The sequence below is a fragment of the Arthrobacter sp. MYb229 genome (genome assembly GCF_002975405.1).
Taxonomy (GTDB): Bacteria; Actinomycetota; Actinomycetes; order Actinomycetales; family Micrococcaceae; genus Glutamicibacter.
Genome location: NZ_PCPS01000001.1, coordinates 785,585 through 807,284, shown reverse-complemented (window position 1 = coordinate 807,284; position 21,700 = coordinate 785,585). Strand labels below are relative to the sequence as shown.

The 21,700-nt window shown below is 55.9% G+C and carries 21 protein-coding genes and 4 tRNA genes; 8 read left to right on the top strand and 17 right to left on the bottom strand.

The features are described from left to right. Positions 1–41 precede the first annotated feature (41 nt). The gene (locus tag CQ019_RS03805; protein ID WP_105552270.1) at positions 42–530 is read left to right on the top strand and encodes a DUF4870 domain-containing protein; all 489 of its coding nucleotides are present in this window, start codon (positions 42–44) and stop codon (positions 528–530) included. A 342-nt stretch (positions 531–872) separates the two neighbouring features. Here the strand turns inward: CQ019_RS03805 and CQ019_RS03795 are convergent, their stop codons facing one another. The 8 genes from CQ019_RS03795 to CQ019_RS03760 form a co-directional block, all read right to left on the bottom strand. Further along, positions 873–1,865 carry a serine protease gene (locus CQ019_RS03795; RefSeq protein ID WP_105552272.1) on the bottom strand — a complete coding sequence of 331 codons (993 nt, stop codon included), beginning with the start codon at positions 1,863–1,865 and terminating at the stop codon, positions 873–875. A 589-nt stretch (positions 1,866–2,454) separates the two neighbouring features. Next, on the bottom strand, positions 2,455–3,063 hold the full coding sequence (locus CQ019_RS03790) for a DsbA family protein (RefSeq protein WP_105552273.1): 609 nt from the start codon (positions 3,061–3,063) through the stop codon (positions 2,455–2,457). A gap of 41 nt (positions 3,064–3,104) precedes the next feature. Further along, positions 3,105–4,397: an ATP-dependent Clp protease ATP-binding subunit ClpX gene (clpX, locus tag CQ019_RS03785; RefSeq protein WP_105552274.1), complete on the bottom strand. Its 1,293-nt coding sequence runs from the start codon at positions 4,395–4,397 to the stop codon at positions 3,105–3,107. 167 nt (positions 4,398–4,564) lie between these two features. Next, the gene (locus CQ019_RS03780; protein ID WP_096285072.1) at positions 4,565–5,224 is read right to left on the bottom strand and encodes an ATP-dependent Clp protease proteolytic subunit; all 660 of its coding nucleotides are present in this window, start codon (positions 5,222–5,224) and stop codon (positions 4,565–4,567) included. Between the two features lie 51 nt (positions 5,225–5,275). Continuing rightward, positions 5,276–5,875 (bottom strand): ATP-dependent Clp protease proteolytic subunit, encoded by a 600-nt coding sequence (locus CQ019_RS03775; RefSeq protein WP_096285303.1) that lies wholly within the window; start codon positions 5,873–5,875, stop codon positions 5,276–5,278. Between the two features lie 246 nt (positions 5,876–6,121). Next, positions 6,122–7,456: a trigger factor gene (gene tig / locus CQ019_RS03770; protein ID WP_105568949.1), complete on the bottom strand. Its 1,335-nt coding sequence runs from the start codon at positions 7,454–7,456 to the stop codon at positions 6,122–6,124. Positions 7,457–7,543: 87 nt separating this feature from the next. After that, positions 7,544–7,618: transfer RNA gene (locus CQ019_RS03765), tRNA-Pro, on the bottom strand. A 157-nt stretch (positions 7,619–7,775) separates the two neighbouring features. Further along, positions 7,776–7,850: transfer RNA gene (locus CQ019_RS03760), tRNA-Pro, on the bottom strand. A 382-nt stretch (positions 7,851–8,232) separates the two neighbouring features. Between CQ019_RS03760 and CQ019_RS03755 the strand changes: the two genes are divergently transcribed. Beyond that, positions 8,233–8,670 (top strand): VOC family protein, encoded by a 438-nt coding sequence (locus tag CQ019_RS03755; protein WP_105568948.1) that lies wholly within the window; start codon positions 8,233–8,235, stop codon positions 8,668–8,670. Positions 8,671–8,725: 55 nt separating this feature from the next. On the opposite strand, the gene CQ019_RS03750 is transcribed toward CQ019_RS03755, so the two are convergent. The 3 genes from CQ019_RS03750 to CQ019_RS03740 form a co-directional block, all read right to left on the bottom strand. After that, a tRNA-Gly gene (locus CQ019_RS03750) sits at positions 8,726–8,799 on the bottom strand. A 188-nt stretch (positions 8,800–8,987) separates the two neighbouring features. Further along, positions 8,988–9,956 (bottom strand): Fpg/Nei family DNA glycosylase, encoded by a 969-nt coding sequence (locus tag CQ019_RS03745; protein WP_105568947.1) that lies wholly within the window; start codon positions 9,954–9,956, stop codon positions 8,988–8,990. Positions 9,957–9,958: 2 nt separating this feature from the next. Then, positions 9,959–10,432: a ribose-5-phosphate isomerase gene (locus CQ019_RS03740; protein ID WP_105568946.1), complete on the bottom strand. Its 474-nt coding sequence runs from the start codon at positions 10,430–10,432 to the stop codon at positions 9,959–9,961. A 266-nt stretch (positions 10,433–10,698) separates the two neighbouring features. On the opposite strand from CQ019_RS03740, the gene pepN reads away from it, so the two are divergent. The 3 genes from pepN (at position 10,699) to CQ019_RS03725 (ending at position 14,355) form a co-directional block, all read left to right on the top strand. Beyond that, a complete protein-coding gene (gene pepN, locus CQ019_RS03735) occupies positions 10,699–13,245 on the top strand; it encodes an aminopeptidase N (RefSeq protein ID WP_105568945.1) in 2,547 nt (848 codons plus the stop codon). A 125-nt stretch (positions 13,246–13,370) separates the two neighbouring features. Then, the gene (locus tag CQ019_RS03730) at positions 13,371–13,838 is read left to right on the top strand and encodes an OsmC family protein (protein WP_105568944.1); all 468 of its coding nucleotides are present in this window, start codon (positions 13,371–13,373) and stop codon (positions 13,836–13,838) included. 16 nt (positions 13,839–13,854) lie between these two features. After that, positions 13,855–14,355 carry a globin gene (locus tag CQ019_RS03725; RefSeq protein ID WP_105568943.1) on the top strand — a complete coding sequence of 167 codons (501 nt, stop codon included), beginning with the start codon at positions 13,855–13,857 and terminating at the stop codon, positions 14,353–14,355. Positions 14,356–14,404: 49 nt separating this feature from the next. Here the strand turns inward: CQ019_RS03725 and CQ019_RS03720 are convergent, their stop codons facing one another. Further along, positions 14,405–15,064 carry a hypothetical protein gene (locus CQ019_RS03720; RefSeq protein ID WP_105552282.1) on the bottom strand — a complete coding sequence of 220 codons (660 nt, stop codon included), beginning with the start codon at positions 15,062–15,064 and terminating at the stop codon, positions 14,405–14,407. Positions 15,065–15,219: 155 nt separating this feature from the next. Between CQ019_RS03720 and CQ019_RS03715 the strand changes: the two genes are divergently transcribed. Beyond that, positions 15,220–16,116, top strand: coding sequence for an acyl-CoA thioesterase II (locus CQ019_RS03715; protein WP_258133461.1), 897 nt, complete (start codon positions 15,220–15,222; stop codon positions 16,114–16,116). Between the two features lie 175 nt (positions 16,117–16,291). Here the strand turns inward: CQ019_RS03715 and soxR are convergent, their stop codons facing one another. Then, positions 16,292–16,768 (bottom strand): redox-sensitive transcriptional activator SoxR, encoded by a 477-nt coding sequence (gene soxR / locus CQ019_RS03710; RefSeq protein ID WP_105552284.1) that lies wholly within the window; start codon positions 16,766–16,768, stop codon positions 16,292–16,294. A 155-nt stretch (positions 16,769–16,923) separates the two neighbouring features. On the opposite strand from soxR, the gene CQ019_RS03705 reads away from it, so the two are divergent. Further along, complete coding sequence (locus tag CQ019_RS03705) at positions 16,924–17,430, top strand: flavin reductase family protein (protein WP_258133839.1); 507 nt, start codon at positions 16,924–16,926, stop codon at positions 17,428–17,430. Between the two features lie 86 nt (positions 17,431–17,516). On the opposite strand, the gene ettA is transcribed toward CQ019_RS03705, so the two are convergent. The 3 genes from ettA to CQ019_RS03690 all read right to left on the bottom strand — a co-directional run bounded on the left by ettA (position 17,517) and on the right by CQ019_RS03690 (position 20,599). Beyond that, on the bottom strand, positions 17,517–19,199 hold the full coding sequence (gene ettA, locus CQ019_RS03700) for an energy-dependent translational throttle protein EttA (RefSeq protein ID WP_096285090.1): 1,683 nt from the start codon (positions 19,197–19,199) through the stop codon (positions 17,517–17,519). Between the two features lie 113 nt (positions 19,200–19,312). After that, complete coding sequence (locus CQ019_RS03695) at positions 19,313–19,786, bottom strand: single-stranded DNA-binding protein (protein ID WP_105552285.1); 474 nt, start codon at positions 19,784–19,786, stop codon at positions 19,313–19,315. 45 nt (positions 19,787–19,831) lie between these two features. Next, positions 19,832–20,599: a CPBP family intramembrane glutamic endopeptidase gene (locus tag CQ019_RS03690; RefSeq protein WP_219843895.1), complete on the bottom strand. Its 768-nt coding sequence runs from the start codon at positions 20,597–20,599 to the stop codon at positions 19,832–19,834. Positions 20,600–20,877: 278 nt separating this feature from the next. On the opposite strand from CQ019_RS03690, the gene CQ019_RS03685 reads away from it, so the two are divergent. Beyond that, positions 20,878–20,954: transfer RNA gene (locus CQ019_RS03685), tRNA-Arg, on the top strand. A 541-nt stretch (positions 20,955–21,495) separates the two neighbouring features. Here CQ019_RS03685 and CQ019_RS18415 read toward each other — a convergent pair. After that, positions 21,496–21,654, bottom strand: coding sequence for a hypothetical protein (locus CQ019_RS18415; protein ID WP_181148238.1), 159 nt, complete (start codon positions 21,652–21,654; stop codon positions 21,496–21,498). Positions 21,655–21,700 lie beyond the last annotated feature (46 nt).

Here is a 21,700-nt window from a genome sequence, read left to right as displayed (position 1 = left end):
GCTCATACTACATATTCAAGCTACTCTCTAGAGAGGCTCGTATGACTACCACACCGGAAGACCCAAATGACTCCGATCCGCTCCGCGAGGGCAATCGCTCGACTCCCTCGTCTGGCGAATCAACGACGCCCCCTTCCAGTTCAGAACCGGCTGGACCATATCCGGGGCGGGTGAATGACCCGCAACAGAGCTACCAGGGGCAAAGCCCGGATGAGAACCTCCAACGGATCCAGCTCAACGGCTGGCTATCTGCATTCTTCGGAATTATTCCAGCGCTGATCTTCTTCATCATCGATAAGGAACGCACCAACCCGATAGTGCGAGACTTCCATCGAGATACCCTGAACTTCAGCATCATCCGCGCGATCATCGCTTTATTGGCGCTCCTGCCCGTGGTCGGTTGGGTCATCGGTCTGCTCGGCGGCCTCATCTGCTTCGTGGTGGCCATCGTGGCCGCAGTTAATGCTCCAAACGAATATCAGGCAGGTCGTTCTTACAGGTATCCATTCAATTTCACGTTCGTGAGCTAGCCAAATAGCCGCGTTGCGAGCGATACCTAGCATACTGCTCTCGAACCTGTCGGTTCGAGAGCAGTATGCGTTAACCAGAATGCCCAGCGGCAGGGTCAGCCGCCGTCCTCATCCTTGCTTTGCCCGGTTGGGCTTGGTATTACTACCTGCATCGGCTTAGCATCCTGCTTCCGCGTATCGTTAAAATATGAAAGCTGTTCGCTGACCGTTTGATCCAACTTTTGCCTACTGCTCTTTCCGCTGGCGCATTCGCCAGCAGCGTCATCCTCTGCTTGCATCCCCTGCTCCTAAACGGGTTTGGGCGGAATGTCGTCGCTGACATTCCGCCCAAATCACGTCTTGCTAGTTCTGAGCTGCGTTATATGCCTGCTCAACGACCGATCCCCAGTAGGGGCCGAACATCGTGTTGCGCACTCCACTGTAGCCGAAGCTGTTGACGGAGTTCTGGTATCCATCGGAACCGCCGAGGAACCATGGGCCGCCGGAGGAACCGCCCGTCATGTCGCAGGGAATACCCTGAGACTGCGACTGTCCGTAGGGATCAGCTGTGGCAGTTCCGCTGCAGGACTGCAAAGTTTCACCGTTGAACGGAGTCGCGGCAGGGTATCCGAAAGCTGTGTAGTTCAATCCGCGCGCCTGGTTGAACGCGACACCCGAAGCTCCAACCTGATCTGCGAGGCTTACCCCGCTGTTGTCGGTGACCACCGCGAAGGCGGTGTCGTAGCTAATGTCGCCGCCGTTGCTCCACTGCGTTGGGGTGACCAGTTCGGTAGCCGCAAAGGATCCATAGGGTGCGTTGCCATTTTCATAGGCGGGAACAAACACCCATCGAGTTGCGAACGCGCCCGGTCCTTCATTGGCACAGTGTCCGGCTGTGGACACGGTCGATTCGTTGGCCGAGACAACCGAGTTGCCCGAGCAAACATAGTCAGATCCGCCGAGGGTGAAGAACACCTTACCAATGTGGGACACCGGAGTGACCGCAGATCCTCTTTTCGGCTTGTTGGCGTTCTCGTTGCGCTTCATCGCTTCCTGGCCGGCAATCTTCTTTGATTTTCCCGCCTTCAGCGGGGCGTTTGAAGTTGATTTACCGTGGGCGAGGCTGTCAGCGGACTTGGCGTTTTCCATGCGCTCAGAAGTCCAATAACTCATTGCATTTTCCGCCTGCGACAAGGTAATGCTTGTCGACTCGATCTTGTCCGTGGGGGCTGTGGGGGCAGCCATAGCCATCGATGCACTTCCACCGATGAGTCCGCCGGCCAGCAAAAGCGCGGCGAATGCTCTGCCCTTGTTTTTGCCCTTCTTTGGACCACGATCTTCGTATCTATCTTGCACGATTTCTCCCTATCTGGCGGATGGGGGCCGCCATCGAAAGCATGTGCCGAAGCACCTGTGGGAGTTAGTCAAACACATCTTTCAGGCATTACCTAGGGGTTTCCAACAAGATATTTGAGAGTTCATTGTCGCAACCGTCAAAAAGTCTGAAACGGATTTTTTCCTACTAATAACTTCTGCCGGAAACTTTCATGGCACCGAAAACCCGCGTGCACCCTTTGCTTTCGGGTTGCATTCGCTACTGCCCAGTAATCTCCGAGAAGCTCCGATCTCACACGCCGGTCGACGGAACCAGCCACTCCGTGTAGGAGCTGGAATAATTTGTGAAAGAACCGTGAGGCACTTCACATTACCTGCATAGAAAATTCATATAAATTTTTTCGGAACAATTAGCAAGGATGCAAGCATTAACTCACGACTAGTCAGTGAGAGCGCTCCCCAGAGATCCAAGAGGTTACTTATGATGCGTCGCGAACTAACTGCTCATTGTTGATCGGGAGCCGAAAGTATCGTTTGCCCCATGCCAAGCGCAAAGGGCCCAGCCAAGAACTTCTTGGCTGGACCCTTTGCTCTTTTAAGCAATCCCGGACTATTCGAAGATTGGGCTTTCGGTCCGACTGCGCTTCATCTCGAAGAAGTAGGGGAACGAAGCAAGTTGCGCTGCAGCGTCAAACATCTTGCCGGCGTCTTCTCCGGTTGGGATCCGGGTGATAACCGGCCCAAAGAACGCGACACCATCCACGGCGATGATTGGTGTTCCTACATCTTGGCCAACCTTGGAAATGCCTACCTCGTGGCTTGCACGAAGTGCAGCATCATTTTCATCGGTATTCGCCGCAGTTGCGAGTTCGGCAGGCAAACCTACCTTCGCAAGAGCTCGGGCGATCACCTCATCGCGATCTGAAACCTTTTCGTGATGGAAAAGTTCGCCCATGGCCGTATAGAGCTTGTCGATCACTTCATCACCATGGTCTTGGGCCGCCTTGATCACGACTCGGACCGGACCCCAAGAGATATCCATGGACGCGCGGTAGTCTTCCGGAAGTTCCCGCCCTTCGTTGAGCACCGACAAGCTCATGACATTCCAGCTCACGTCGATGTCGCGGACCTTTTCAACTTCCTTGATCCAGCGGCTAGTGGCCCATGCAAAGGGGCAAATCGGGTCAAACCAGAAATCAACTTGAGTGCGCTTGGGCATGAACCCTCAACTTTCTACCGATAACTCAACGGGATTTTAAACTACGCGGACTTCTTGTTTCGCTTGGCAGCGACATCGTGTGAAAGAAGTAGCGGTGCTTCACGGTTCATTACCGTGCCACGGGTGACAACCACTTCCGCAATTTCTTCGAGGCTTGGCAGTTCAAACATGATCCCGCCAAGGCTCTCTTCCAAAATGGCCCGAAGCCCGCGAGCACCAGTTTCACGTTCGATGGCCAGCTCCGCGACCGCATCCAATGCCTGCGGTTCGAAGCTCAGCTCCACACCATCCATGCGGAACATTTTTTGGTATTGCTTGACCAAAGCGTTCTTCGGCTCAGTCAGGACCCGAACCAGGGATTCGCGATCAAGGTGTTCGACCGTGGTGATCACTGGCAGTCGTCCGACGAATTCGGGTATCAAACCGAATTTCAGCAGATCTTCAGGACGAACATCGGAATACGACGGGGTTTCAGATTTCAGCGCGGTCAAGGGCGCGCCGAAGCCGATTCCCTTACGTCCCGCGCGTGAAGAAATAATCTCTTCGAGCCCCGCAAAAGCGCCAGCTACGATGAACAAGATGTTTGTCGTGTCCAACTGCAAGAAGTCTTGATGCGGATGCTTGCGTCCCCCCTGTGGCGGGACTGCGGCAACGGTACCTTCGAGAATTTTCAGCAATGCCTGCTGGACGCCTTCACCCGAGACATCGCGGGTAATCGACGGATTCTCGCTCTTGCGCGAGATCTTATCGATTTCGTCGATGTAGATAATGCCTGTCTCGGCCTTCTTCACATCGAAGTCTGCGGCTTGGATTAGCTTGAGCAGAATGTTTTCAACGTCTTCACCAACGTAACCTGCCTCGGTCAAGCTGGTCGCGTCTGCAACGGCGAACGGGACGTTGAGTTTTTTGGCCAGCGACTGCGCCAGATAGGTCTTACCGCAACCGGTGGGACCTATCAACATGATGTTGGATTTTGAAACCTCAACATCGTCCAGTGGGTTGTCACTGTTTATGGCAGCGACCGGACCTTGCTCCTGGGTGCCATGAATTCGTTTGTAGTGGTTGTACACGGCTACGGACAGAGCACGCTTCGCGTTCTCCTGGCCGATCACGTACTCCTCTAGGGAATTGAAGATCTCAAGCGGTTTTGGCAGCGAGAAATCTTCGGAGACCTGTTCTTCAGCAAACTCCTCTGCAATGATTTCATTGCACAGTTCGATGCATTCGGTACAGATGTAGACTCCGTGGCCTGCAATTAGCTTCTTAACCTGCTTTTGGCTCTTTCCGCAGAAAGAACACTTCAACAGATCCGAGCCTTCGCCCATTCGTCCCATCGCACCGATCTCCTGTTTGCTTGAGTTGCCGTGGACTATCCCAATTCTAGGTCAGATAACCCCAAAATTAGCTGAATATGGCGGTCTACCTGCGTGGTGTCCTCCTCTTGTGGAGAACGCACCTACAAGGTAAACCGCCAATATTCAATGATTATTCCGCGTAAGGCCTAGTTACCGAGCTGAGCGCGGTTTACCTTGCGTGGGGTAAGCACTTCGTCAACGATGCCATATTCCTTGGCGTCGGCAGCGGTCATGAATAGATCGCGCTCCACATCGTCGCGAACCTTCTCCACGGACTGGCCCGAATGCCCGGCAATGGTCTCTTCCAACCACGCGCGCATGCGCATTACCTCTTCGGCCTGGATCTGCAGGTCCGTTGCGGTACCGCGTTCGCCCCCGCCCATCGATGGCTGGTGGATCAGCACGCGGGCGTTTGGCAGCGCCAGACGCTTGCCCGGGGTGCCGGCGGCCAGCAACACAGCTGCTGCTGAGGCTGCTTGGCCGAGGCAAACGGTCTGCACTTCTGGGCGAATGAACTGGATCGTGTCATAGATCGCGGTCATCGCGGTGAACGAGCCACCCGGTGAGTTGATGTACAAGGTGACATCGCGCTCCGGATCCATGGATTCGAGCACCAGCAGCTGTGCCATCACGTCATCGGCCGACGCGTCGTCGACCTGGGCGCCGAGGAAGATAATGCGATCTTCGAACAGCTTGGCGTATGGATCCTGACGCTTGAACCCGTATGGGGTGCGCTCTTCGAACTGCGGCAGGATGTAGCGGGCCGACGGCGTCTGGCCGCTGATGGCTTCCGGATTGAAGTTCATGGTTTTCTCCTAGGACAAATCTTTGGGATTCAGGCGGATGAGTAAGACCGACTACTTGGCGGTATCGACGCCGCCACCACCGGTGACTGTGCCGGCATGCATGGCGATCTGATCGTAGAAGCCGTACTTCAGGCCCTCTTCAGCGGTGAACCACTTATCGCGCTGGTTATCGATAAGGATCTGCTCAACGCTCTGACCGGTCTGCTCGGCAGTCAGGTCGCTCATGACCTTCTTCATGTGCATGATCAGCTCGGCCTGGATCTTAATATCCGAGGCGGTACCACCGATGCCGCCGGAAGGCTGGTGCATCAGGATGCGGGCGTTCGGCGTAGCGTAGCGTTTGCCCGGAGTGCCCGAGGACAACAGGAACTGGCCCATCGAAGCAGCCAGGCCGGTTGCAACGGTGACGACATCGTTGGGAATGTACTGCATGGTGTCGTAGATAGCCATGCCCGCGGTGATGGAGCCACCTGGAGAGTTGATGTAAAGGTAGATGTCCTTCTCAGGATCTTCCGCCGAAAGCAACAGCAGCTGCGAGCAAATAGCGTTCGCATTGTCGTCGCGGACCTCGGAGCCCAGCCAGATGATGCGCTCCTTGAGCAGGCGGTTGTAGATGTAATCCTCACGGCCGGCCGGGTCAACGGTGGCCATGGTGGGAGTGCGCGAATCATTTGACATGTTCTCTACCTCTTCCAAACGTGTAGATCAGATTTTGAAACTCTATTTCGAATCTCAAAGCTGCAACTGGTTACTTTGAGATTACTGACTTCAACCCGGCCTTGGGGCGTTTCATGCCCCGTTTTCGCTCACGGCGCATGAGTACACCGAGAGCGAACAAAAAATGGCCGCCTGCCAGCTTGTTTCCAAGCTGGCAGGCGGCCATCTATATGCCGGGGACTACTTGGCCTCGGTGGTCTCCTCGACCGCTACAGCTTCTTCTTCGCCAGCTGGCTTCACGAAGGAAGTGAGATCCACAGCGGCACCGTTCGAGTCGGTGACGGTTGCGAATTCCAGCACCTTGGCAAGTGCCTTGCGACGGCGAACCTCGCCCATCAGCATTGGGACCTGGCCGGCGCCGTCCAGCATCTGCGCGAACTGGTTCGGCTCCATGCCATACTGACCTGCGGTCTGCACGATGTAGTCGATCAGCTCGGACTGCTCAACGCCAACTTCCTCGGCGTCTGCGACGGCGTCAAGGATGATTTCGTTCTTGAAAGCACGCTCGGTGTTCCCGCGAACCTCTGCGCGGTGCTCCTCGGTGTCGTGGTCAGCTTCAGCGTCAGGTGCGTTGAAGTGCTGCTCGATCTGCTCTTCGATCACCGATGCAGGCACAGGGACCTCGATCAGTTCGACCAACTTGTCCAAGACGAGTTCGCGCGCCTCAACACCCTGCTCAACAATCTTGCCCTCAGCAGCATCCTTGGACAGCGAGTCGCGCAATTCAGCGATGGTGTCGTATTCGGAAGCAAGCTGAGCGAAGTCGTCATTCGCTTCTGGCAGTTCGCGCGACTTCACGGCGGAGACGACAACGTTGACGGTTGCGGTCTTTCCTGCGTGCTCGCCACCGGCAAGGGTGGTCTCGAAGGTTGCGTCTTCGCCAGCGGACAGGCCGGTAACAGCCTCGTCCATGCCTTCAAGCATATTGCCCGAGCCCACCTGGTAGGACAGACCCTGTGCAGCGTCAACCTCTTCGCCCTCAACCGAAGCGGTCAGGTCGAGGGTGACGAAGGAATCTGCAGCTGCTGGTGCTTCAACATCCTTCAGGGTGCCGAAGCGACCGCGCAGGTCGTCTAGGGCCTTCTCGATATCTTCGTCGGCAACTTCCTTTGCCTCGACGGAGACCTCGATGCCCTTGTAGTCAGGCAGTTCAACCTTCGGGCGGATATCAACTTCGAAGCTGAAGACCAGCTGGCCTTCGCCTTCCTTCTCGATGGAAGGCAGCTCGGTGATGTCAACCTCTGGGCGGGACAGCGGGGTCAGCTCGTGCTCGACCATGGCCTTCTGATAGAAGTCGTTCAGCCCCTCGTTCACAGCGGTTTCAATGACGTAACCGCGACCAACGCGCTGATCGATCATGCGAGTTGGAACCTTGCCCTTGCGGAAGCCTGGAACCTGAATCTGCTGAGCGATGGTCTTGTACGCCTCATCGACGCGGGGCTTCAGTTCCTCATAAGGAACCTCAACGTTCAGTTTCACCCGAGTCGGGTTGACGTTTTCGACGGCGCTCTTCACAGCGTTGTACTCCTGAGTGTCTAAGAATTAGGTCTGATCTGCAAAAAACCCCGCAACATGGTGGCGTTGCGGGGTTATTCGACAGAGTCGGGGTGACAGGATTCGAACCTGCGACCTCACGCTCCCAAAGCGCGCGCTCTAGCCAAGCTGAGCTACACCCCGATTAGCAGTGATTAGTCTAACCTGAGTTATCCTTTATCCACTAATCGTTTGTGATGCATACCGCTAACCTTTCACAGTTTCCGGTGATCACCAGAGCTAAATTATATTTAGTTCTCGATTTCATGAGATATAAACCGAAGTTTTTTTATTTCATGAGTCGGGGTAACAGGATTCGAACCTGCGACCTCACGCTCCCAAAGCGCGCGCTCTAGCCAAGCTGAGCTATACCCCGTTGAACTCCTAGTGAAAATCCCTTTTCACCTGAGTCAACATCTTGTGAATCGCTGCTGGGTTTTTGTTATCCCTGCGTGATCACAAGAAATAAATTTACACGGGTTCGCGCTAAATGCAAAATCGGCATCCTGCTGGCAATTATCAACAACTTCAGCGAATTTACGCGGAATTTACCGCCTTGACGTCTCTTTTTAGCGTAAATCAGCGAAAAAGGTGAGGTGAGTAACAGGAAATTTGAACGTTTTTCATCGCTTTTGCACTCAAATCATCCAGCAAGTTCCACGATGGCTGAAGCCGCCGAACCGCACCGCACCGCACGGGACGGGACGGGACCATCCATAGACTCCGCGCAGTCAAGCGATCGGGACTACGATCGCCGTATGGCAACTACTTGGGCACTGACCTTTGACTGCAACTCACCGGTGGAGCAAGCAAAATTCTGGAAAGCGGCGCTTGATTATGCGGACGCTCCCCCGCCATCGGAGTTCACCTCTTGGACCGACTGGCTTATCGCTTGCGATGTTCCAGAGGACGAATGGGATGACGGGGCCGCGATTTGCGACCCTACAGGCGAAGGTCCGCAAATTTCGATGCTAAAGGTCCCGGAAGGGAAGATCGCAAAGAACCGGATTCATCTAGATCTGAAAGTTGGCTTGGGGCGGAATCAGCCCGCACACTTGCGCCGGCAACGGATCGAAGAGAAGGTTGGGCTGCTTATGGGCCTGGGGGCTAGTGAACTGGCGCGGCACTGCATTAATGGTGAACTGGATCATGTGGTTCTTGCAGATCCCGAAGGAAATGAATTCTGCGTGGTGTAGGCATCACTCGAGCATCGACGCAAAAAAGGCCCCGCATCAGCGGGACCTTTTTATTTGGAGGGGATGACGGGAATCGAACCCGCATCATTAGTTTGGAAGACTAAGGCTTTACCACTAAGCTACATCCCCACATTTCGTGACTTCATCGCCGCGAACAGAATTTAGTCTAGACCATAAATCTAGGTCCATGCAAATCGGCTGATTTGGGTTCCGACTTGGACACATCCTCTATAGCACCACGTGGAGCCCGGCAAGGTGATAAACACGCCGAGGGGCCAGAATCTCCTGAGTTAATCCGCACCCAAGCATCCAGATGCTTAGCGTGAAACGTCCTTGCTGCGCGGCAACTTCTGGCACCGCGGACACCAGTACAGTTTCCGACCAGCTACTTCTTCGAGCCGTATGCTCCCCGCGCACTTGCGACAGCCCATCCCCTGACGCTGATAAACGTAGTAGGCGCTGTCCGGCCAGAGCACGCCTTCAGGTTCGCGATCTTCTTCACGAGTAGTAATGATCTTTCCATCGCGGACCCCGTCCTCCATGATGGCGACAAGATCCCACCACAATTTGTTGGCGGTTCGCCCGGAAAGTTGGTTGGCCGGAAGGGTTGGGGAAACACGATTGCGGAATAGCGCCTCGGCGCGATAAATATTCCCAACACCGCTGATCACGTTCTGATTCATCAACGCTACGCCGATGGGAGTGCTGGTGCGCGCGAGATTCACTCGAAATTCCCTGAGCCCTGCATCCAAGTATCGCTGGTCTCCACCTGGTTCCACCTGCCCCTTGGAAGCTTGAAAACGGGCCGATGCCCCCGCCAGAGGATCTGGTCCAAGCTTGGCTAGCTGCCGTTGCACCTGATCGATGTCCAAAACTTCGCATGCGGTGGGTCCACGCAGATCTGCCCAGCCGTGCTTGGACACGATGCGAGCACGGACCGCGCCGATTGGAACAGGCGGTCCGGAGTATGACGCAGTCTCCTGCATGCGGGCTTCACGCTCGCCCATGCGTCGTGGAGCACCGATGGACGAAGCACCAGCGAATAGGCTGTCGCCGCCAAAATCGAAAGCCCCATAGAGGCCTAAATGCACCCGCAGATATAGGTCGTTTGAGAAGCGGCAAAACAGTTGCTTCCCTTTGGCGAAGGCGTGCTCTAGCTCGTGGCCGTCAATGCGAGCGGCATCTGAAGCAAAGCGCCCTTGGGGCGAAGTAACCTGGACCGCCTGCCCACCAAAGACATCGTCGAATTGGCGGGACAGGCGATGCAGGGAATGTCCTTCAGGCACTGTTAGTCGATAACCTCGCCGGTTGTTTCATACGAGGCGATCTTACCGATGCGGCGCACATGACGTTCGGCGTCGCTAAAAGGTTCAGCCAGGAATGCTTCGATTAATTCAGCGGCTTCCACCACCGAGTGCTGGCGTCCGCCAACCGCGATGACATTTGCATCATTGTGCTCGCGAGCAAGCTTCGCGGTATCAAGGTTCCACGCTAGCGCTGCGCGCACGCCTTCGACCTTGTTCGCAGCGATCTGTTCCCCATTGCCCGACCCACCGAGGACGATACCCAAGGCGTCTAAGCCCGCGCGCTGATCCGCGACGACAGCTTGAGCCGCGTTAATGCAGAAAGCTGGGTAATCATCTTCGGGGTCATAGGCTTTCGGCCCGTGATTGACCATTTCGTACCCTCGGTCCGTGAGGTGCTTGACCAAGAAGTCGCTCAGTTCCAGACCTGCGTGGTCAGTGGCGATATGCACGCGCATGTTTTATTGCCTCATTCGTTGGGAGGAAAGCCGGTTTAATGCTCCCTCAAGCTTAGCGACCCACCGGACATAGAATCTAACTCTGCGATGTTTCGCAGTGTCTGTGACACCTCATGTGAGCACGCACTATTTTGCCAGTCATAAAAATTTTGCGGTCAAGGACTTGCGTGCTCCCCCGTTGCCAGTGACACAATGGAGGAAGTTATTCAATATTCGTTTCAGAAACTGCGGCGATGTCACTTCATCGCCTCAAGACGGAGAGCCCAATGCCCGGAATGAACCTCACGCGCGCCGAAGCAAACGAACGCGCGAACCTGATCAATGTCGACAGCTACGAGGTGAGTCTGGATCTAACCCAGGGCGACCGCGTATTCACGTCCCGCACCACCGTCCGTTTCACCGCGACCCCGGGAGCAAGCAGCTTCATCGACGCGATCACCGACACCGTCCGCTCGGTGAACCTCAACGGCACCGAGCTGGACCCAACGGTCGTCGCCGACGGGGTACGGATCCAGCTTCCAGAACTCGCGGCACAGAACGTGCTGGTGATCGACGCCGATGCGCGCTATATGAATACCGGCGAGGGACTGCACCGATTCGTAGACCCAGTCGACCAGGAGGTATACCTCTACTCCCAGTTTGAGGTCGCCGACTGCCGCCGCATGTTCGCCGTATTCGAACAGCCGGATCTTAAGGCTTCCTTCCAGTTTTCGGTGAAGGCCCCGACGAAGTGGAACGTAGTTTCAAACGCGCCAACTCCCCAGCCAGTGGTCGATGGCCAGGACTCACGTTGGGATTTCCCTGCCACTCAACGCATCTCTTGCTACATCACCGCGCTAATCGCTGGACCCTACGAGGTTGCACGGGACTCGCTGGTCTCGGCCGATGGCCGCACCATTGAGCTTGGAGTCTTTGCCCGCGCCTCGATGATGCAGTATTTGGATACCGAAGATATCGTCACCATCACTCGTCAGGGATTCGAGTTCTATGAAAAGAACTTCGGAGTGGCATACCCGTTTGAAAAGTACGATCAGCTGTTCGTACCGGAATTCAATGCGGGGGCCATGGAGAACGCTGGAGCCGTGACCTTCCTCGAAGAATACATCTTCCGCTCCCGTCCGACCCACGCCATGGTGGAACGCCGAGCGATCACCATCCTGCACGAACTGGCCCATATGTGGTTCGGCGACTTGGTCACCATGAAGTGGTGGAATGACCTCTGGCTCAATGAATCCTTCGCGGAGTTCATGTCGACCCTTGCCGCGGCACAGAATACCGAGTTCACCAGCTCTTGGACCACCTTCAACATCATGGAAAAGAACTGGGCCTACCGCCAGGACCAGCTTCCGAGCACCCATCCGATCGTTGCCGAGATCAACGATTTGGAAGATGTGGAAGTCAACTTCGACGGCATCACCTACGCCAAGGGCGCTTCGGTGCTACGCCAGCTGGTGGCCTTCGTTGGCCAAGAAGAGTTCATGGCCGGTGTACGCGAGTATTTCAAAAAACATGCATGGTCCAACACCGAGCTACCTGACCTGCTGACCGAGCTTGAGTCGGCTAGCGGGCGTAATTTGAACGATTGGGGCACATCCTGGCTGGAGACCGCCGGCGTGAATACTTTGAAGGCGGACATCTCCACCGATGAGTCCGGACGCATCACCGGCTTCACCATTAACCAGTCGGCCATCGAGCAGTTCCCAACATTGCGCAAGCACCGGCTGGCGGTGGGTTTCTACACCCTAGATGAGCAGGGCAAGGTCGTGCGCGTACACCGTGAGGAGCTCGATGTTGCTGGCCCGGCCACCGAGGTTCCAGCGCTTGTAGGAATGCAGCGCCCCGATCTGGTCTTGCTTAACGACGATGACCTGACCTACACCAAGATCCGTCTGGACGAGCTCTCGCTGGCTACCGCAATTGAGCACCTGAAGGACTTCACCGAGTCGCTGCCACGCACCTTGGTGTGGAGCGCAGCTTGGGATGCCGTGCGCGATGCTGAGACCCCGGCCAGCGCCTACGTGCAACTGCTGCTCAACAATATCGGGCACGAAATTGATTCCTCGGTAATCATGGTGCTGTTGCGCCAGTTGAATACTGCGATGGATTACTACGTAGCTGGCGACAAAGCCAAGGAAATTTCGGTGCAAGCCGCCGATCGCCTGTGGGAATTGGCGCAGCGGGCCGAAGCCGGTTCCGATGCCCAGCTTCAGTTCGCCAAGGCGTTTGCGCATCGTTCACGCACCGCGGCCCAGCTCGACCAGGTGGCCGGCTTGCTCAACGGCACGGTGCTGTTGCAGGGTCTTACCCTCGACACCGATCTGCGCTGGTCCCTGGCGATCGCGTTGTCTGCAGGGTCTCGCCTGGACGGGGAAGCTCTCGACGCGATGCTCGCAAGCGACGACACCGCCAAGGGCAAGGCAAACTGGTTCACTGCCCGGGCAGCTAGTCCAACAGCCGAGGCGAAGGCCGAGGCCTTTGCCGCAGCCACTTCGGCGACACTATCCAATGATCAGCAAGGAGCGGTGATATCCGGATTCAATATTGCCCATGACAACTCGCTGCTCGAAAGCTACACCGAGGATTACTTTAATCTGCTGGTCAATGCGTGGGAGAATTTTTCCCATGAAATGGCGAAGCAGATCGTGCTCGGCTTCTACCCCACCTCGATGGTCTCTCCGCAGACCATCGAACGCACCGATGTGTTCTTGTCGACGCTAGGTGAAAAGCATCCGGCCATGCGCCGGCTGCTGGTTGAATGCAAAGCAGATGTGGTTCGGGCGCTGGCCGCGCGGGCCACGGACACCGGAGCTTAACTTTTAGTGTGCCCCAGTGGTGTGCGGCATGGCTCGATGGGGTTATGGTACCTAGTAGGTACGGAAACCAGTCATTGTGCCACACCGCACACCACAAGCATTTTAAAGGGTGGGAGAATAGCAGCATGGACCTCTCGCAGCACAGCTATCAGGTAGAGATAGAGTGGACGGGTAATCGCGGAGCTGGCACCACCAGCTATCGTGACTACGGCCGTGAGCACCTCATCCGCGCGGACGGGCTACCCGACATCGCGGGCACGGCCGATCCGACTTTTCATGGCAGTCCCGATCGCTGGAACCCCGAACAGCTCTTATTGGCGGCCTTGAGCCAATGCCATATGCTCTCCTATCTCCATGTAGCCGTGACCCACGGAGTAGTTGTCACCAGCTATCAGGATCAGGCTTCCGGTAGCTTGAAGTTGAACCGAGATAACAGTGGCGAATTTACCGAAGTGATTCTCCGCCCGCAGGTTCAGTTAGCCGATGAGTCCCAACGAGAACTCGCGGATTCCCTCCACCAGCAAGCCAATAAGGTATGTTTCATCGCTAGATCCGTGAATTTTCCGGTTCTCCATGAACCAGTTGCCGCATAATTTCAGGAAAGTACCCATGAGCGATTTGAACCCACTGCCCCACACCGTGAAACGGGATCCCATGACCAATCCGGTGGTTACCGGTCCGTCAAGTGAAGAATTCCTGCAATTGGCTCAGGCACCGGTGGATCCGTCCGACTACGCCGGAACCTTCTACGAGGAGGTAGGCGGCCGCGAAGTTTTTGCGCAGCTGAGCAAAAACTTCTATGCCTCCGTTGCAGAAGATGCGCAGTTCCGGGAAATGTATCCGGAGAAGGATCTCTACCCGGCGCAAATTCGTTTACAGCTGTTCCTCGAGCAGTACTGGGGCGGCCCGACATCCTACTCGGAGCACCGCGGGCATCCACGCCTACGCATGCGCCACATGCCTTACCTCGTCAACCCGCATAATCGAGATGTCTGGCTCGGGCATATGAACAAGGCTATCGATCAGCTGGAGCTACCAATGCTCCATGCCGAGACGCTGCGAGAATATTTTGATCGCGCGGCGCATTCCTTGCTCAACGCATCAAGTTAGATTCCCTAGTGGCAATCCGCGCCGGTGCTGCCGGCGCGGATTTCACTTTTTAAGCAAGCAGGGCCGAACGGCGCAGCAGCACATGTCCCAGTCCGTTGCTGACTCGAATCCAGTTCCCCTGACGCAGTACACGGCTTTCGCCGCCCGGGGTCAGGAATCCCAAGGCATGCATCGCGAAGGCGGCGCCAAGCGGCAGACGAGGCTCGGTGTTCTCCAACTCGGAAGACCAAATCCGCTGGCGGATTTGCGCTACGACAGGTTTCCCCGGATTGGCAGGCAAGGCTTGGGCCACCGCGTCGATACCTGTCTGCGTGGCTGCGGATAGCACGTCATCAGGAACGCTCCCAGCATCTTCCCATCCAGCCATTGGCACGGTAATAGCCGCCCACCTGGGATTCTCTTCCACTGGCGGTAACACGAATTCGGTGGATGCTTCGCCCATTCGCGCCAGGCGATCCTGAATTGCGGAGAAGGAATAGCATGCATTTACCGCGCCCTCCACGGCCAACCGATGCACACGCATACCAAGAATGGTGTAATCGCCCTGGCCTAGCTCTGCCGGGACTAGCACCGGAACATACACCGCAAGGGCAGTGCCTCGTGCGGTCAGCAAGGCTCCGTCATCTTCGATTGCCTTTGCCCTGCTCAGCAGGTTGGCTAAATCGCTGACTGAATTGGAATCTTCAAAAACAAGTGCGTCACTGACCATAGTGCAATCGTCTCATGACTTGATCCTAATCATCCGGTGCACGCAAGCATTTTCGTCATATGCCGGCACTGTCCTGCGGTGCTGTCGCGAGATTCTTGACACTTCTCACGATAGAGTTTTCAAAGTCATCGAAAGCACGTCAAGGAGTCATTATCGTGACAGAGGAACTAGGCACTACTCAGATCCTGCTAGATCTCTTGGATCTAGACGGAGAAGACCGGGCGCGTACGGATGAAGATATCTTCATCGGTCATACGCCCAAGCAGTCTCGAACCCGAGTCTTCGGTGGCCAGGTCTTGGCCCAATCCGTGGTGGCTGGATCGCGCACCGTTCCCGCGGGACGGGCAATTCATTCAATGCATGGCTACTTCCTACGTCCAGGTGATGCATCGCAGAACATCACCTTCGGTGTCCAGCGGCTGCGCGACGGCCGCTCATTCTCGGCGAGACGAGTACATGCCTATCAAAACGGCGTGCCCATCCTGTCCATGATTGCTTCTTTCCAGGAACCTGCATCCGGCCTGGATCATCACGATCCGGTGCCATTTGAAGTGCCGGCCCCGGAAACATTGCGCACAACGGCGGAAATCATCGGGAAGTTCGACCACCCGGTTGCTCGCGAATGGGCCTACGAGAGGCCGTTCGACATGCGCCACATCACCGAACCGGTTTATCTTCCAGGCTATGACCAGCACGAGCCCATGGCAGCGGTATGGATGCGCACCACCGCCCCGATGCCCGATGATCCGATGTTGCACCGCGCCGCTCTGGCCTACGCCAGCGACTACATGCTGCTTGAACCGGTGCTCCGAGGCCATGGCGTCAGTTGGATTCATCGTGGCCTGAGCATCGCCAGCCTGGATCATGCCATGTGGTGGCATCGCGAATTCCGAGCCGACGAGTGGCTGCTCTATGTCCTGCGATCACCGAGCGCTTCTTCGGCTCGGGGACTCGGCACCGGGCAGGTCTTCAATGCTGCCGGCGAACTGGTCGCAACCGTAGCTCAAGAGGGCATGGTGAGACTCCCAGAATTTTTAGCGGAAGACGAATAGGCTCCGGCTCACGCTCGAATCCCAAACGGTATTCTATGGGGCAGCACGCAACACTGGACAGGTTTTAAGTTGCCCGCTCCTTGGCGAGGGAAGTCAGACACCCCACAATCCGGGCCGGAACGGACCGAAGTCGTCGCGATGTTGTTGAGCTCGGCCCAACTCTGGAACTTATTGACTAGATATCTTTTTCGGCTTCGCCGGTTTCCAGCCTTCGGGCACCGGATCCTTCTTGGGCCAGCGCGTCCTCTGGATTCAGCAGCAAGCATGCTTGCATCGAAAGGCACCCGCAGCCGATGCAGCCCATGAGCCTGTCTTCTAGTTCTTCGATTGCGCGCCTGCGGCGTTCGAGGACCCGCTTCCATTCGTTGGATGCGCGTTGCCAGTCCTTTTCGGAAGGAATTTTATCCATTGGCACCGGGTCAAGAGCGTGACGGATGTCCGCCAACGGAATGCCGAGCTTGCTGCCGACCGTAATCAGCGAAATGCGTCGAAGCATATGGCGTGGGTAGCGCCGCTGATTACCGGAGGTTCTAGTCGAACAGATCAATCCGATTTCTTCATAGTAGTGCAGCGCTGATTTTGCCACGCCGGTGCGTTCGCTCACGTGGCCAATCCCGAGAAGCTGCTGTCCGGGTACTGCATTTTCGATCATGTTCACTCCCCTGTGCCCATCATCACTGACCAGCAGTTTGACCTCAAGCTTACTTGAGGTTCTACGCTAAGGGTAGTTAGTGTCTAGCCACACAGAAACTTTTCGAATAGGAACCATGGATCGCAAAGATTCAGCAAGCGAAGGACTACTCACCTATGCAGAACTTGTCGGCTGATTTCCGCGATGCGTTTCGCGCCCACCCCGCGGGCGTAGCCTTGATCACCGCATCGGTTGCTGGCATTCCCTACGGTCTAACAATCTCCAGCCTGGCATCGTTGTCCATCGAGCCCGTAGCGGTTTCTTTTTCACTCACCAAAGAATCCGGAGCCGCAGGTGCGGTGCTTTCCGCAAGCTCATTCATGATTCACATGCTGGGCGAGGACCATTCGGAGCTTGCCGACAATTTCGCCCGCCCAGGCGCTCCTCGCTTCACGCCCGATCAGGGTTGGTCCTACCTGCCAACCGGCGAGCCGCACTTCCACAAGGCCCCGGTGTCCATGCGCGCACAGATTCACTCCTCGATTAGCGTCGGAGGTTCGCGGTTGATTGCGGCAGAGATCCTTGAAGTCATCACGGGAGAGCCAGTTCAGCACCTGATGTACCAGAACCGCGGATACCTGAAGCTGCCCTCATTGCTCGATGCATCGGTGCCGTGTAAATAATCTAGGATTGCATCGGCAACCTTACTTAGATAGCCCAAAGGCCACCACGAAAATAATTCGTGGTGGCCTTTGGCTTCGACTCAGACTTAGTCGCGAGTCAGGCGACGGTGAGTCACACGATGCGGCTTAGCTGCATCGGCCCCCAACCGTTCAACCTTGTTGTCTTCGTAAGACTGGAAGTTTCCTTCGAACCAGTACCAGTTCGATGGGTTTTCTTCCGTACCCTCGTAAGACAGGATGTGGGTAGCGACTCGGTCCAGGAACCAACGGTCGTGCGAGACGACCACTGCGCAACCTGGGAACTCGAGAAGAGCATTTTCCAGGGACGAGAGAGTTTCAACGTCAAGGTCGTTTGTAGGCTCATCGAGCAGCAAGAGGTTGCCACCCTGCTTCAGGGTCAATGCAAGGTTCAGACGGTTACGCTCACCACCGGAGAGGACACCGGCCTTCTTCTGCTGGTCTGGGCCCTTGAAGCCGAATGCCGAAACATAAGCACGCGAAGGCATCTCAACCTGACCAACCTGAATGTAATCCAGGCCTTCCGAAACAACTTCCCAAAGGGACTTTGTCGGATCAATGTTTTCGCGGTTCTGGTCAACATAGGAAATCTTGACCGTATCGCCGATCTTCAGCGTGCCCCCGTCAAGTTCTTCCATGCCAACAATGGTCTTGAACAGAGTCGATTTACCAACACCGTTAGGACCGATCACGCCGACGATGCCATTTCGAGGAAGCGAGAAGGACAGTCCGTCGATTAGCACACGTTCTCCGAAGCCCTTGTTCAGATCCTGGGCTTCGATGACGACCTGACCCAAACGTGGACCAGGTGGAATCTGGATCTCTTCGAAGTCAAGCTTGCGGGTACGCTCGGCCTCCGCGGCCATTTCTTCATAGCGGGCCAGACGAGCCTTCGACTTCGTCTGGCGGCCCTTGGCGTTGGAGCGAACCCAATCGAGCTCTTCAGCCAGGCGCTTAGCAAGCTTCTGATCCTTTTTGCCCTGCACCTCCATACGCTCGCGCTTCTTCTCCAGGTAAGTGGAGTAGTTGCCCTCGTATGGGTGCAGACGACCGCGGTCAACTTCACAGATCCACTCGGCGACGTGATCCAGGAAGTAACGGTCGTGGGTTACGGCCAAAACCGCGCCCGGGTAGGCTGCCAGGTGCTGTTCGAGCCACAATACTGACTCGGCGTCCAAGTGGTTAGTGGGCTCATCGAGGAGCAACAGGTCTGGTTTCTGCAGCAGCAATTTGCATAGCGCGACGCGTCGACGCTCACCACCGGAGAGGTGCGTGACCATTTCGTCGCCCGGTGGGCAACGCAGGGCATCCATTGCCTGTTCGAGCTGGTTGTCGATGTCCCAAGCGTCGGCGGCGTCGATAGCCTCCTGGAGCTTGCCCATCTCTTCTAGCAAGGTGTCGAAATCGGCACCTTCCTGAGCCATCTCTTCTGAGATTTCATTGAATCGGGTGATCTTTTCATAGATCTCGCCGACGCCTTCCTGGACGTTGCCCAAGACGGTCTTTTCTTCGTTGAGGGGTGGTTCCTGCAGCAAGATGCCCACAGAGTAACCAGGTGAAAGACGTGCCTCACCATTGGACGGGGTATCGATTCCCGCCATAATCTTCAGGATCGTTGACTTACCAGCACCGTTAGGGCCCACGACACCAATTTTGGCGCCCGGGTAGAACGACATGCTGACATCGTCAAGGATGACTTTGTCACCAACGGCCTTGCGAGCCTTGGTCATCGTGTAAATAAATTCCGCCATGCCCTTAAGGCTAGTGCCTCAGTGGGTGCAAATCCGAATCCACACACCACTATTTTGCTCCAGTGGTGCCCGGTTTCACACGTTTTCCCGTGACACCACTGAATGCGGAGGAATTACGCTGCGTCGGTGTCCCTCTCAGGCCACGAGCCACCGGTGTTTTCGTTCACGGACTGGTGGCGCGATTCGGCTTGCTGGGGATGGGACGAACGTTCAATGTCGCCCGAGGCGTTTCGCACTTTAGTGAAGTGCGAGGTCCCGAACTTCAGGTCATGGCCGAACGAGAAGGCCTCAATATCAGCGCTCGTTCCGCGCGATCCATCCGCCCGTTCGAACTGGCGTATTTGGAGCTTGCCGATCACGACAATGTGGTCGCCCTGCTCCAACGACTCCATCCCATTCTCGGCCAGCCCTCGGAAAGCACTCACTGAGAACCAATTGGTTCCGGCGTCAACCCATTGTCCGGTTTCAGGGTCCTTTTTGCGTTCATGAGTCACCGCACGAAATTTGAGCACCGCTAGCCCCTGTGGGGTAATGCTCAATTGTGGCTCTGTTCCAACTACTGCACGGATGGTCACAAGATCACTCATGACGTTCTTCTCCTTTGGTCCTGCCCCGGGAGCGGCCCCGGGGCTTCAGTCCATGCTGAGCCCAGGCCGATTAGATCCGGTACTCCTCGGCTCATTCTGTGGATAACTTGGATCGGGCCTAGCCCGAAAGGCTCCGAATAGCACCATCACCAAAATCACCGCCCCGGGAAAGATCCAACCCGACCAGCCCAGGATTGAGGCCTTGGTCGAATCAAGCATTGACCCCATAACCATGAACAGCGATACCAAACCCACGCTGGCGTTGAAGACGCCATGAGCAAATGCGGCAGGCCAGACGGAGCCACTGAATGTGCGCAGCCACGCAAAAACTGCCCCCACAAAGATGCACATTCCGCACATCGCGGCAAGGCCCCACGCGCCCTTGGCGAACGGATAGTTGTATCCCAATAGGATCAATGGAGCATGCCAGAGACCCCAAATAACACCTGAAATCAAGATTGCGGGCAGCTGCCCCAGTGGTTGAAGCTTTGGCCATAGCCACCCGCGCCAACCGATCTCTTCGCCCAGGGCAGGAATGAGGTTCATTAGTCCGGCAACGAGGATGATTCCTGCCTGGCCAAGCAAATATTTGCCGGGCCCGTCGGTCCCCGCCACGAAGTTCAAGACCATAAACTGGTTCAAGTCTCCGGGGAAGACCCCCAGCCATGTGCCAATGATTGGCGCCTGAATTATTAGGACGATCGGCAATAGGTAGGCAAGCAGCACTGCGAGCAGAAATCGCGTGGGCTTACCAAGCGGAAGCAGCCCGGATTCCTGCAAAAACTGTTTTCCGCGACGTTGAAGCAAGCTCATGCACAGGGCAGCGATAGTGGGCGTCAGCATCATACCCATGGCAATCCACATGAACTGCGGATGGTGAAGGCCCGCGCCTTGCCACAATGGCAAAGCTACGAGCCACGCGAGCCCAAAACTTATGGCCGTATAACAGGCGATACTTTTCAGTCCGCCAATTCTCCATCGCTGCATACAAAGATCCCCTACTCAACAGCTAACAAAGCGCTCCTCCTACAACACTAGCGCCTCCGGTTAGAGATCTTGCTTGTCAATGGGCTAAACTAATTTTCGGTTACGCCTCCGTAGCTCAGCTGGATAGAGCAAGAGCCTTCTAATCTCTAGGTCGCCGGTTCGAATCCGGCCGGGGGTACCAAATTAAACCGCCGCTCACTTGGTAATACAAATGAGCGGCGGTTTTTCTTTTTGAAACGAGAAAGAGACCTTAGCGGGTTTTGACCATAGTTTTTGTTTTGAGCCCCCACCCCATGGCCCCTCTTCGGATTTGCGTATCACCAAAAGAAGTATTCCTCGAGCAAGGGTTCAAGCCTGCAACAGCCCGCCAGGTTCGCGATCTCTTCATGACGCCTCTGAGCTATTGCGTTTGCCCGCCGGGATTGCATTCCTGCTCGTGGATCGCCACTAGCAATCCCACAGCAATTTGATTCGAAAACTCCTCGCTTCACCCCTGGCCCCACGCCGCATCGCTTGCGTGGTGCCTTCGCGGCACTTCGCCAATCGCCTTATTGTCGATAGAAATCCTCATGCTCAGCGGCCTAGAAAGAACCCCGGCTAGCGGAACGCCCAGCCGAAAAGTAACCGATACTTAGAGTTTCATAGGAGCCCCCTAAAAGTGCGCTAGCAGTACTCGGGATCGCATAGATTTTAGTTTCAACTTTTTTGAAACTGGGATAAACTCAAGGTGCTGTACAAATCAGGAGGAACCGGTAAATGGCGCTCATCGCCCCCGCTCGAGCAAAGCCGATATTCGGCGAACGCTTAAGCGTTAACCTGATCTTTTTGATTGCTGGTTTATCCTTCGCCTCCTGGGCGGGCCGACTTTCGATCTTCGCCATGATCTTTGATTTTTCTGGCTCTCGGCTCGGGGCTTTCCTCTTTTGC